The 13,066-nt window shown below is 31.3% G+C and carries 11 protein-coding genes and 1 riboswitch; of the genes, 10 read left to right on the top strand and 1 reads right to left on the bottom strand.

The features are described from left to right. The first annotated feature begins 55 nt into the window (after positions 1 to 55). The 10 genes from B3W71_RS09525 to B3W71_RS09480 all read left to right on the top strand — a co-directional run bounded on the left by B3W71_RS09525 (position 56) and on the right by B3W71_RS09480 (position 11,961). Positions 56 to 760, top strand: coding sequence for a response regulator transcription factor (locus B3W71_RS09525; RefSeq protein WP_346888701.1), 705 nt, complete (start codon positions 56 to 58; stop codon positions 758 to 760). Next, positions 735 to 2,939 carry a sensor histidine kinase gene (locus tag B3W71_RS09520; protein ID WP_346888700.1) on the top strand — a complete coding sequence of 735 codons (2,205 nt, stop codon included), beginning with the start codon at positions 735 to 737 and terminating at the stop codon, positions 2,937 to 2,939. Before B3W71_RS09525 ends, B3W71_RS09520 begins: the two co-directional genes overlap by 26 nt. A 634-nt stretch (positions 2,940 to 3,573) precedes the next feature. After that, a riboswitch (TPP riboswitch) is annotated at positions 3,574 to 3,683 on the top strand. A gap of 71 nt (positions 3,684 to 3,754) precedes the next feature. Beyond that, positions 3,755 to 4,396 carry a thiamine phosphate synthase gene (gene thiE / locus B3W71_RS09515; protein ID WP_346888699.1) on the top strand — a complete coding sequence of 214 codons (642 nt, stop codon included), beginning with the start codon at positions 3,755 to 3,757 and terminating at the stop codon, positions 4,394 to 4,396. 81 nt (positions 4,397 to 4,477) lie between these two features. Beyond that, positions 4,478 to 5,257, top strand: a complete 780-nt coding sequence (thiD, locus tag B3W71_RS09510; protein ID WP_346888698.1) for a bifunctional hydroxymethylpyrimidine kinase/phosphomethylpyrimidine kinase — start codon at positions 4,478 to 4,480, stop codon at positions 5,255 to 5,257. Between the two features lie 740 nt (positions 5,258 to 5,997). Beyond that, positions 5,998 to 7,731, top strand: a complete 1,734-nt coding sequence (locus B3W71_RS09505; RefSeq protein WP_346888697.1) for an ABC transporter substrate-binding protein — start codon at positions 5,998 to 6,000, stop codon at positions 7,729 to 7,731. 77 nt (positions 7,732 to 7,808) lie between these two features. Next, positions 7,809 to 8,792, top strand: a complete 984-nt coding sequence (locus tag B3W71_RS09500; RefSeq protein ID WP_346888696.1) for an ABC transporter permease — start codon at positions 7,809 to 7,811, stop codon at positions 8,790 to 8,792. A gap of 14 nt (positions 8,793 to 8,806) precedes the next feature. Next, positions 8,807 to 9,724: an oligopeptide ABC transporter permease gene (opp4C, locus tag B3W71_RS09495; protein WP_346888695.1), complete on the top strand. Its 918-nt coding sequence runs from the start codon at positions 8,807 to 8,809 to the stop codon at positions 9,722 to 9,724. A 9-nt stretch (positions 9,725 to 9,733) separates the two neighbouring features. Continuing rightward, on the top strand, positions 9,734 to 10,756 hold the full coding sequence (locus B3W71_RS09490; protein ID WP_346888694.1) for an ABC transporter ATP-binding protein: 1,023 nt from the start codon (positions 9,734 to 9,736) through the stop codon (positions 10,754 to 10,756). Continuing rightward, a complete protein-coding gene (locus tag B3W71_RS09485) occupies positions 10,734 to 11,723 on the top strand; it encodes an ABC transporter ATP-binding protein (RefSeq protein ID WP_414632012.1) in 990 nt (329 codons plus the stop codon). The genes B3W71_RS09490 and B3W71_RS09485 overlap by 23 nt, the downstream gene beginning before the upstream one ends. A gap of 46 nt (positions 11,724 to 11,769) precedes the next feature. Next, the gene (locus B3W71_RS09480) at positions 11,770 to 11,961 is read left to right on the top strand and encodes a hypothetical protein (RefSeq protein ID WP_346888693.1); all 192 of its coding nucleotides are present in this window, start codon (positions 11,770 to 11,772) and stop codon (positions 11,959 to 11,961) included. 252 nt (positions 11,962 to 12,213) lie between these two features. Here B3W71_RS09480 and B3W71_RS09475 read toward each other — a convergent pair whose 3' ends face one another. Further along, positions 12,214 to 12,981: an ECF transporter S component gene (locus tag B3W71_RS09475; protein WP_346888692.1), complete on the bottom strand. Its 768-nt coding sequence runs from the start codon at positions 12,979 to 12,981 to the stop codon at positions 12,214 to 12,216. Positions 12,982 to 13,066 lie beyond the last annotated feature (85 nt).

Here is a 13,066-nt window from a genome sequence, read left to right as displayed (position 1 = left end):
ATTTATTTTCAGATGCCTAATAAAAATATTTATCATATTAGGAGTGGGAGTATTTATGGATTTATATAATATTTTAATAGTAGAAGATGAGAAGGAAATAGCTATGGCTATAGAAGTTTATTTAACCAATCAGGGTTATAAAGTATTTAAGGCTTATAATGGTCTTGAAGGTCTAGAATTATTAGAGAAAGAAAATATACATTTAGCTATAGTAGACATGATGATGCCAAAGATGAATGGAACTGAATTTATAATGAAGGTAAGGCAAAATTATAGCTTTCCAATAATAGTTTTATCGGCCAAGTCAGAGGATATGGATAAGATATTAGGTCTTAATATAGGAGCAGATGACTATATTACAAAACCATTTAAACCTCTAGAACTTCTGGCAAGAGTAAATTCACAGCTAAGAAGATATACAAAATATTTAAATATGGCTGGAAGTAATGCTAAGGAGGAAAACGTATATTCTATAGGAGGACTTGAGCTCAATGTGGATACAAGGGAAGTAATTTTAGATGGAAACCTAGTTAAAACTACACCTAGTGAATTTAAAATACTTCAGCTTCTTATGAAAAATCCAGGGAGAGTTTTCTCAGCAGATGAAATTTATGAAAGAGTTTGGAATGAGCAAGCTATCAATACAGATACCATAATGGTTCATATTAGAAATATAAGAGAAAAGATAGAGGTGAATCCTAAAAATCCAAGATATTTAAAGGTGGTGTGGGGAGTTGGATATAAAATTGAAAAACAGTAGCAGTAAAATTGTAATAAATATTATATCTATATTAATTGTAATATGTGCGACCATAGGAATTATAGCTATATATCCTACTATAAAAAATATAGCTGAAGATAAAGCATATAATCCCTATGAACAATCAGATTTTATTTCAGACCTATCTAACTCTAATAATGCTTTATATTACATGTTAAAAAATGATAAGGATAAGAATATAAAGCCAGAAGATATATTTTTAAATATAAATATAGATAACATTTCAATAGAAAATAATCAAGAATCTATTTACTACATAGATAGATTAAATAATCGTATATACGATTACATGAAGGATTTGGATAATGGTCTAAGAAATATAGATTATTATGCCCTAGATAAGGAGAGTGGATCAATACTTTCTAGAGAATCCAATAACTTAGGAGCCTTATTAAATAAAGATGATGATAGTGAAGTCAAGGAGGTGCAGAATTTCTATGACTTTTATATAGTCATTAACTATGATGAAAAAGGAAGATTAAGTATTAGCGAAGTTAATGGTGGAGATGAAAAAAATATATATAATGGACTCATAAGTGAAGATGTAATATATAGAAAATATCCTTATGAAGATAATACAATTTCACAATATAATCCAATTAGAAATGCTACCTTTATATATGGAGTACCTAAAGATAGAGTTGCTGGTAAAAATATGTATTATAATGATAAAATACATGATTACATTACTAGAGCTGAAGGCGCAACTTATATAGATGGAAGTGATAGCTTTATAATTATAGCAGTATCTTTTATTGTTTTAAGTGCACTTTTAATACCTTATAAGAGAGAAAAGGATATTATAGGTTTTAATAAAATATCTAGAGTACCTTTAGAATTTCATTTAATTGGTGGTTTTTTAATTTTCTATTTTATATTATCAGCACCAGCTAATATAATAATGGAAAGTATCCTTGGAAAACTTCATTGGTTTTTTGGAATAAATATAAGTGATATTCCGCTAACAAGAAACTTAATTTTTGTATTAAATATAGTTTTCTGGATTATATGTTTTGGGATGCTTTATATATATGTGATTTTAATTAAACATATATTTGTTAAAGGATTTAAAAAGTATATAAAGGAAGATACATTAATTTTAAGAATAATTAACTCTATAAAAAGTTCTTATAAAAAAAGAGTAGATAAATTACTCTCCATAGACTTAAAGGATAGGTTGACTAGTAATATTATAAAATTATTGGCAATAAATCTTGTAATACTAATTATTATTAGTATCATGTGGTTCTTCGGAATTATTCTAGCTATAATATATTCGATATACTTATTTATAAAATTAAAGAATTATTATATGAATATAAACAAGAACTACAATAAGATATGTGATATTACTAAAGAGATAGCAGATGGAAATCTAGAGGTAAATTTAGATGAAGATTTAGGTGTATTTAATTCACTAAAGGACGACTTAGGCAATATACAAACAGGTTTTAAGAAGGCTGTGGATGAAGAAGTGAAAAGTGCTAGAATGAAAACTGACTTAATATCTAACGTATCTCATGATTTAAAAACTCCTCTTACATCTATAATCACATATGTAGATCTATTAAAGAATGAAGAATTATCGGAGGAAAATCGTAAATTATATTTGGATACATTAGATAAAAAATCCCAAAGACTTCAAGCGTTAATAGAAGATTTGTTTGAAATGAGTAAAGCTACTAGTGGAAATGTAAATTTAAATATAATGGATGTAGAAGTAGTATCTCTTATGAAACAAACTTTATTAGAGCTTAGTGATAAGATAGAAGCTGAAGGATTAGTGATAAAGAGTAACTTCCCAAGGGAAAAGATTATACTTCCTCTAGATAGTCAGAGAACCTTTAGAGTTTTTGAAAATCTTATAATCAATATAACTAAATATGCTATGCCAAAGTCTAGGGTATATATTGATATTATTAATTTAGAGGATAAAGTTAAAATAGTTTTAAAGAATATGTCTGCTACAGAAATTGATTTCAATGTAGAGGAGATTACAGAAAGGTTTGTGCGTGGAGATACGTCAAGAAATACACAAGGTTCAGGACTTGGTCTTGCCATAGCAAAGAGTTTTGTAGAATTACAGGGGGGAGAATTTAAAATAGGTGTAGATGGAGACTTATTTAAAGTTATAATCACCTTTAAGAAGAATAAGTAGTACAATGAAAAGTTTATCCGATGGCTACCCGCTCTAATACTCCCATNNATTTGGGCTCTCTGCTTTTCTTCAAAGCGGGAGTAAAAAGAGCGGTTACGCCCTGGATAACGATTTCCCCTAAAGGACAACGACTTCTTAGTATCAAAAATACTGATACTAAGAAGTCTGTTAGTAAGCTTCAGAGGGAGTAAAAACTCCCTCTGAGGTAAAGAACTCTGTTTATAAAGAAATAAAAGGGCTATTCTAAAATGGATTTTATTTAGAAGTGCAGCAAGTATATTGATTAAAGAGGAAATTGTATTTAATTTACTCATATATAGAGAAATATTTAAATAGTTAGCATTTTTAAATTTTGCATATACAAAAAGGTAACATTCTAACATTTTAACATTTTAAAATGTTATCTATATAAAAAGCTAACTTTTTATATAGATGCCTAATAGAGCAAGGTGGAAGAGTGTTGTAGTATATAAAATATTGAAGAAGCACTTAAATATTTATTTAGATTAGCTTTTTTGTGAAAGTCCCAGTATTAATCTAGGAGCTAGATAAAACATAGAGTTGTTAAAAAGTAAATTGTAGATACCATAGATAAAATTGACAATAGATGTAATTGATGCTATGCTTTAAGAAAATTTAATATCTAGGGAGCTTGTATGAGCAGGCTGAGAGGAAGCAAAAGTAGCTTCGACCTATAACCTGATTTGGATAATGCCAACGTAGGGAATGCATTAAGAATATTAATGGGACATGCTATTTGGTATGTCTCATATTTTTTTGAATAAACAAAAATTTTTGTTAAGGAAGTGTATAGAATGAGTATTAGTAGAGAGCAAATGAAATTATATGTAGTAACTAATAGAAGTTGGTTAAATGGAAAGTTATTTATAGAAGAGATGGAAAAGGTTTTACAAGGTGGGGCTACATTAATTCAGCTCAGAGAAAAACAATTAAATTATGATGAATTTCTTACAGAAGCAAAAGAGGTAAAGAAACTCACAGATAAATATAATATTCCTTTAATTATTAACGATAACGTGAAAATAGCTATAGAAATTAATGCTTCTGGTGTACACATAGGACAAGGTGATATGGATGCCACAGAAGTAAGAGGACTACTAGGACAGGATAAAATTTTAGGTGTTACAGCAAAAACTGTGGAGCAAGCTGTTAAAGCAGAAAAGGCTGGAGCAAGTTACCTTGGAGTTGGGGCAGCTTTTTCTACTTCCACCAAACTGGATACTAGGGTGATAACCTCTGAAGCTATAAGAGATATATGCAAATCTATATCAATACCAGTAGTAGCTATTGGAGGAATTGATGAAACTAATATTATGAATCTAAAAGGATTAGGTATAGATGGAGTAGCTTTAGTATCTTCTATATTTGCTAAAAGTGATGTATTACAAGCTACAAAACAAATGCTAAATTTATCAGAGGATATGTTGAATAATTAAGATATGTGAGAATATAGACATATTTCAAATGGATAATGTTTCTAGGATATATGTATTAAGTTTAGAAAGGACTGATTTATAATGAAGAAGGTACTTACAATAGCAGGGTCAGATTGTAGTGGGGGAGCTGGAATACAAGCAGATATAAAAACTATAGTTGCGCACAAGATGTATGCAATGAGTGCCATAACTGCTTTAACAGCACAAAATACCACTGGAGTTTTTGATGTTATGAACGTACCAAGAGAGTTTTTAAATAAAGAAATGCATTGTATTATGAAGGATATCTTTCCAGATGCTGTTAAAATAGGAATGGTATCATCTAAGGAAATTATTGAAGAGATTGTAGAAAGATTATTGGAATACAAGGCTAAGAATATCGTGGTTGACCCAGTAATGATATCTACTAGTGGAAGTAGGCTTCTTTCAGAGGATGCTATGGATGCTTTGATTACAAAGCTTTTACCCGTAGCTGATGTAATTACTCCAAATATTCCAGAAGCAGAGTGTCTTTGTGGCTTTAAGATATTAAATAAAGAGAATATGATAAAGGCAGCTGAAAAAATTTCTAATATTTATAAGGGAAAAATACTTATTAAAGGTGGACACTTAAAGGATAGCTCTGATGATTTATTATATGAACCAGGAAACATAACTTGGTATTATGGAGAGAACATAGATAATCCTAATACCCATGGAACAGGATGCACTTTATCCTCTGCCATAGCTTGCAATTTAGCGGCTGGATATGATGTTATTGAAAGTATTGAGAGAGCAAAAAAATATATAACAGGTGCTCTAAGGGATAACTTAAATCTTGGAAAAGGTAGTGGTCCTCTTAATCATTGTTGGAATTTATAGAAGTTAAATATAGTTAGTATGAAGTGGACTTAAGTTGTAGATAATTATTTAATGGCATAATTAGGCATCTGAAAATAAATAACAAGTCAAAGATGAGAAGTATANNTTTTGAAGATGCCTTATTTAAATATAAAATAGATAGACTAAGAATAGATGAAATAGCGTGTATTCTTAGTCTTATTTTTTTATATAAATCTAATAAATAAAGTTTTACCTAAGTTTTATTTGTACCAAACTTAGGCAATTAAATATTTTGAGAGAATTTTCAATAAATATATAGTTTATAGATATGAATAAAATATTAAAGCAATAGGTTATTTTAATTTAATAGTCTATTAGTTTGTATAAAAATGAAAATAATCATGATTTATATTCCATATATAACAAAATTTTGATGATATACTTTACGAAATATTAGTAACCCGAATATTTCTATATACAAAACAATTAAAAGAAAATTCAGAATATTTTCGAAAAAGGTATTTACAAAGTAACAAAATATATGTATTATTAGGATAATGAATTTACATAAATAAGAAAAATATGCTGAAAAGTAACAAATATACAATTAATTTGATAAAAGATAAAAATGAGTTCTAAAGTATTTAATAAACTACTTCAATTAAAAACTATATTAAATTTGAAAATAAGGTAGCTATGGGGATAGGAATTTATACAAATATATATTTTATATATTTTTGTATTTATTTATAACTTAATTTTTTAAGGGGGAATAGATTTTGAAGAAGAGGAAATTAATGGCTTTAATGTTGTCAAGTATTCTAGCTTTCTCATTAGTTGGATGTGGCGGCAAAGACAAAAAAGATGATTCATCAAAGGGTAAGACACCTGCATCAGAAACAGGTGAAAAGAAAACTGGTGGTACTTTAATTTCTGGAGTAAAAGATATGTCTGGTAACTTTAACCCAGCTTATTATTCATCAGTTCAGGATGGCTATGTAGTTGATATGGTATTTGATAGACTTATTGTAATGGATATTAATGGAGAATACCAACCATCTGCAGCAGAAAGCTGGGAGTTTTCAGAAGATAAAAAGGAAATAACTTTTAAAATGAAAAAGGATATGACCTTCTCAGATGGTGAAAAGGTTACAGCTGATGACGTAGTGTTTACTTATAAATTTATGTCAGATAAAACTTATACTGGTAGATATGGGTCTGTTGTTAAAGATTTAGCTGGATATGAAGAGTACAACAAAGGAGATACTAAAGAGTTTAAAGGCGTAGTAGCAGTAGATGAAAATACAGTTAAATTTTCTTTTAAAGAACCATTAAGAACAAATCTTGCTAATTGTGATTTTCCAATTATGCCAGAACACTATTACGGAGCAAATTGGAAGGTTGGAGATGATACCTCTACTATAGCAGCAATAACAACAAAGCCAATGGGTTCAGGTCCTTATACTTTAGAAAAATTCCAAGAAAAGGAATTTGCATCTCTTAAGAGAAATCCTAATTATTATGGTGAAGGATACAAAATTCAAAATGTAGTATGTAAGATCGTTACTGAGACTACTGATATGGTTGAATTAACAGCTAAGAACGTAGATTTACTTGAAGGTGTCATTGAACCTAAAAAAATAAATGAGGCTAAGGCCCAGGATTTCTTGACCTTTAATAGCTATGACAGAAGTGGATACGGTTACACTAAATTTAACTGTGAATCAGGTCCAACAGCAGAGAAAGCTGTACGTCAAGCACTATACTACAGCTTTAATCTTAAAGAATTTGTAAACAGTTTTTATAAAGATGAAGAAACAGGAGATGTATTAGCATCAACTCAATATCACCCATTCTCTCAAGTTTCTTGGAATATAGATGATAAACTACTTAGTGAATTGACTCAGTATGATTTTGATTTAGAAAAAGCTAAATCTTTATTAGATGAAGCTGGCTGGAAGGTTGGTCCAAGTGGATTTAGAGAGAAGGATGGGAAGGTTATGGAGCTTAATGTAGCTGCTATGCCAGACCACGCTATATTACCTACCCTTATTCCAATGTGGGAAAGAGACTGGGGTGAAGGTTTAAAAATTAAACTTAATGTAGCATACCTTGAGTTTAATACATTATTAGACTATATTCAATATGACTCTGATGCGAACGTAGATAAATGGAGTATATACTTCATGGCAACACAGATAACTACACCAGATCCTGATACCATATATTCTGAAGTTCACTCAAGTGAGGTAGGTAGTGGTAAAAGTAATAGTTCTAGATATAAAAATCCAGAGGTTGATAAGCTATTAGATGAAGCTAAGGGTATTATAGATAAAGACGAAGCAAAACCAAAGTATAAAGAAATAGCTAAAATCCTTAATGAGGATGCACCTATAGTTCCTGTATATGCAAATACTTATTTTGACATGTACAATAAGAAAGTCAAAGACCTAAAAACAAGCCCATTCCATAATTGGGTAAAAGGATTAAAGGATGCCTATATAGAAGAATAATTTTAAGTTTTCTGTAGGTTATTGGCGCCCTGCCTAATATTGCAGGGCGTTATTAAAATAAGTTTAGGGGTGATAAAATGTTAAAGTTTTTAGGCAAAAGATTACTTAATTTAATCCCTGTTATGATAATAATAACGATTATACTTTTTGCTTTATTACAACTTATGCCTGGAGATCCAGTTAGTTCATATTTAGGACAAGGTTCTAAGACTACTCCAGAGCAGCAGCAACAAATTAGAGAACAATTAGGATTAGATAAAGGACCAGTTACTCAGTATGTAAATTGGATTGGAAGAACTTTAAAAGGAGATTTTGGTAATTCCTTAAAGTTTAGAAAGCCTGTAAATCAGGTTATAGGAACTTATATCTGGAATACCTTCTTATTAAATATAGTAGCTATGGTTTTAGCTTTTGCTATTGCTATACCTGTAGGAATAAAATCTGCAGTTAAGAAATATGGTATATTTGATAATTGCTGGACAGTATTTTCTTTAATAGGAGTAGGAATGCCTTCATTTTTCTTTGCACTACTGATGATTTACTTTATAGCAATGCCAAGTAATGGAGCTATACCACTTAATGGTATGAGGACTCCAGTAATGGCAGCGGTGGGATATAGCAGCTTTATGGCTGAAGTAGCAGACGTAGCTAAACATATGATTTTACCAGTAATAATACTAACTCTTCTAAGTCTTGCTGGACTTATAAGATATGTTAGAAATAGTGTTATTGAAGTAATTAATCAAGATTATATTAGAACAGCACGTTCTAAAGGTTTAAAAGAGAAGGTTGTTATTTATCGCCATGCCTTTAGAAATGCATTAATACCAATTGTAACACTTTTAGGAATGTATATTCCGACTTTATTTGGAGGTGCTATATTACTAGAAACAGTAATGCTTTGGCCAGGAATTGGAAATATAATGTTCACAGCAGTTATGGAGAGAGATATTTGGGTTGTAATGGCAGCTAATACATTCTTTGCAGTTCTTATGGTACTAGGAAATTTAGCATCAGATATGTCCTATGCATTGGTAGACCCTAGAGTAAAAATGGAATAGGAGGTTAATTTATTATGTTAGAAGTAAAAAAGGCTAAAGCAGAAAAAAAGAAACAAGACCTCCAAGCCATGGGACCATGGAGGGTTGCATTGGAGAGATTTATAAAGAATAAGATAGCTCTTTCGGGTGCTATAATATTTGGAATTATAGTTCTATTAGTAATAGTAGTTCCTATAATATCACCATACAATCTAAATGAATTTGAACTAGCAGATAAACTTCTTCCTCCATCATCAAAGCATTGGCTTGGAACTGATGAACAGGGCAGAGATATACTTATGAGAGTATTTTCTGGTGGAAGAATATCTATATTTATTGGGCTTATGACTGCCAGTATAACTGTAGTAATTGGTGCCACTATAGGAGGTATTGCTGGTTACTATGGTGGATGGGTGGATAACATATTAATGCGTTTCACAGAAGTGGTGAGTTCACTTCCATTTATGCCTTTAATGATTTCATTATCCTTTGCACTAATGTGGAGAGTAAGCAGTGCTCAAAAGATGTATGTGGTTATGGTTATTCTTGCAATAATATCATGGCCAGGCCTTGCTAGAATGGTTAGAGGACAAATTTTATCCCTTAGAGAGCAGGATTTTATAGTGGCTACTAAGGCACTAGGAATATCTAATAGATCTAAAATAATAAGACATCTTTTGCCAAATACCCTTGCATATATCATAGTTAATGCTACCCTTGGAATGGCGGGTGCTATATTAACAGAAGCAGGTCTTTCTTTCCTAGGATTAGGAGTAACTCCACCAACACCAACTTGGGGGAATATGGTTGAAAGAGCTAGAGATTTCTCTATATTTGCAAACAATCCATGGATTTGGATACCGCCTGGAGTTTTAATCGTATTAACCGTTGTTAGTATAAATCTTCTTGGTGAGGGCTTAAGAGATGCCTTTGATCCAAAAGAGATAAGGTAGGTGTGATATATGGAAAATTTATTAGAAGTAAGAGACTTAAAAACATATTTTTATACTGATAATGGAATTGTGAAGGCCGTAGATGGAGTTTCCTTTGATGTAGAGCCAGGAAAAACCCTTGGTATAGTTGGGGAATCTGGTTGCGGTAAAAGTATAACTTCCATGTCTATTTTAAAACTTATAGATAAACCTGGTAAGATTGTAGACGGTACTATTAAATTTGACAATAAAGATATAGTATCTATGGATGATAAAGATATAAGGAATGTTAGGGGAAATGATATATCTATGATATTTCAGGAGCCTATGACCTCCTTAAATCCTGTATTTAGAATTGAAGATCAGATAATGGAAGCAATAATGCTTCATCAAGGCTTAGATAAGAATGAAGCAAGAAAGATTGCTATAGATATGCTTGCTTTCGTTGGTATACCTAGACCAGAACAAGTGGCTAGAGATTATCCACATCAATTGAGTGGAGGAATGCGTCAAAGAGTTATGATAGCTATGGCCCTTGCGTGTAGGCCAAAGCTACTTATAGCAGATGAACCTACCACTGCCCTTGATGTAACTATACAGGCCCAAATACTAACATTAATGAATGATTTAAAGAAAAAAACTAATACAGCTATAATGCTAATTACTCATGATTTAGGAGTAATAGCTCAGATGGCAGACCATATAATTGTAATGTATTCTGGCAAGGTAGTTGAATCAGCTCCAATAAAAGAGCTTTTTGATAATCCAAAGCATCCTTATACTAAGGGGCTTTTAGCTTCCATACCAAGTTTAGATCAAGATAAGGAAAGGTTATACTCTATAGATGGAGTAGTTCCAAGTCCATTCGATCTTCCTAAAGGGTGCTATTTTGAACCAAGATGTGAATTTGCTAATGCTGAGTGCAAGTGTAAAATGCCTGCCGTAACTAATATTTCAGATAAACATCAGGTAAGATGCTTCCTATACAATGAAGCTATAGACGAAAAACATCATAAAGAGGAGGGAATCCATGATGGAAAAGGAAAGAAATAAGATTATTGAAATAAAAAATCTTAAGAAGTATTTTCCAGTTAAGGGGAAGTCCGCTACAGGAGAAAAACTTTGTGTAAAAGCTGTAGATAATGTTTCTTTTGAAATATATGAAGGGGAGACTTTAGGACTAGTTGGAGAATCAGGATGTGGAAAATCCACATTGGGTAGAACTCTAATAAAGCTTTATGATCCAACCGGTGGAGAAATTTTATATAAAGGTGAAAATATTATAAAATATAATGAGAAAAAGATGAAGCCTTTAAGACAGGACATGCAAATTATATTTCAAGACCCGTATAGTTCTTTAAATCCGAGATTAAATGTACATTCAATTGTTAGTGAAGCTTTAGTAGAGCATAAACTATATAAAAAAGGTGAAGCTCTTAATAAAAGGGTATTAGAAATAGTTCAACAGTGTGGACTTTCACCATACCATATATATAGATATCCACACCAATTTTCAGGTGGACAAAGACAACGTATAGGAATAGCTAGAGCCTTAGCACTACAGCCAAAGTTTGTTGTATGTGACGAGCCAGTATCAGCTCTTGACGTTTCTATACAATCACAGATATTAAATCTTATGATGGATTTACAGCAAGAAATGGGACTAGCATATTTATTTATATCCCATGATTTAAGTGTTGTAAAGCACATCAGTGATAGAGTTGGAGTAATGTATTTAGGTTCTATAGTAGAATTAGCGGATAAGGAGGATTTATATAAAAATCCAATACATCCATATACAAGAGCATTACTAGCAGCTATACCTGTAGCAAATCCAGATTATAAAAGTGATATGAGTATTATTAAAGGGGAAATCCCAAGCAACGTTAATCTTCCAAAGGGTTGCAAGTTTAATACCAGATGCGCTTATGCTAAGGATGTGTGTAAAGAACAGGTACCAGAAACTAGAGAAATTGAAAAGGGACACTTCTGTGCTTGCCACTTTGCAGGAGAGATATAGTAAAAGACATAAAATACTAAAGACATAAAAGGAGATGAATATCCCTATGAAGATGAGAGAGGCATATAAAGCGGTATTTAAGAAAAGAGAAGTAAATCCAGAGATGATTGGTAAAATAGAGCTAGAGAAAAACGATGTGTTAGCTTTAGTTTTAGCCACAGCATCGGTGATTGTCCCAGTAGTATTAATTATATTTGCAGTAATTGCACTTATAATATTTATTATGTTTTATAGGTAGTATGAATAATCCCCATCTACACTATAATATATAGTCAAGGCTTAAGCATAGGGCCTTGGCTTCTTTTTAATGTATAGGAAAGTATAGATTTTTACTCGATTATAAGTTTTACCGTTAGGAACGTGGCGCATGCCAGTTTTTTTATCCTATATTATAGGATCATGAAATTTAGATAATATCACTTATTAATATAATAATAGGACCCTGATAATTTACTGTCAGAGCCCTATGTGAAATTATAGATTACAAAAATTATGAAGCAAATTTTGATATTGATTTAGATAGCGGAATGTATAGAGCTACTGCTACAAATATAGAAAAGGAACCATTTATAAGAGTTGCAGGCAAACTTACTGCAGAGCTTAGTATAGCAGGGAAGAATCCACTTCCAGCAAGAAGTAAGGTAACTACTCCAAATAAAAATTCTCCTACTAAATTGAAAGCAATACCAGCTATGGCACCTAACACTGCATATTGAATCTTAATAGATAATTTCTTTGCAAAGATACATACGATTCCTAAAGCGAGTCCAAGAATAAAAGAAAATACATATAATACCGGATTGATTACTAATTTTTTCTTTATGCCTGTTATTACAATTTCATTGCCTAAAGAAGATGCTGTGAAGAAAAGGACAATACCAATTATTATTAGAACTATTGAAGTAATTCCTATCCATTTTATAGGTGATTTTGCATCTTCCTTCTTTCCTTTTGCAGCGACACATCCTACAATTGCTCCAATACCAAACTTTAAAATGACAGTTTTAGGTACGCTAGATGCATATCCATTCATTAAATCAAATAGTCCCATACCTATAGATCCAGAAAGACCACCGATAGTTCCTGTAAATAACAGGGCTGCTAGTATAACAAACATATTTCCCATGTGCAAGAAAGGTTTTCCAACAGGAGAGGGTATAGGTATCTTAAAAAATAATGCCACATAGCATAAGGCTGAAAATAGTCCAATTAGAACCATTGTGCGAGTAGAAAATTTTTTTTGTATTTTACTTTTCATTAATATACCTCCATATTATTGTTCTATTCCAATTATTATAATTAGGCATCTTCCAAAAATAAGCAAGTCAGAATGCTCGTCTATT

It is taken from the genome of Clostridium sp. UBA1056 (assembly GCA_002316385.1).
Taxonomy (GTDB): Bacteria; Bacillota; Clostridia; order Clostridiales; family Clostridiaceae; genus Clostridium_J.
The sequence above is the reverse complement of the archived record's forward strand: the minus strand, read 5'-3'. Positions and strand labels throughout refer to the sequence as shown.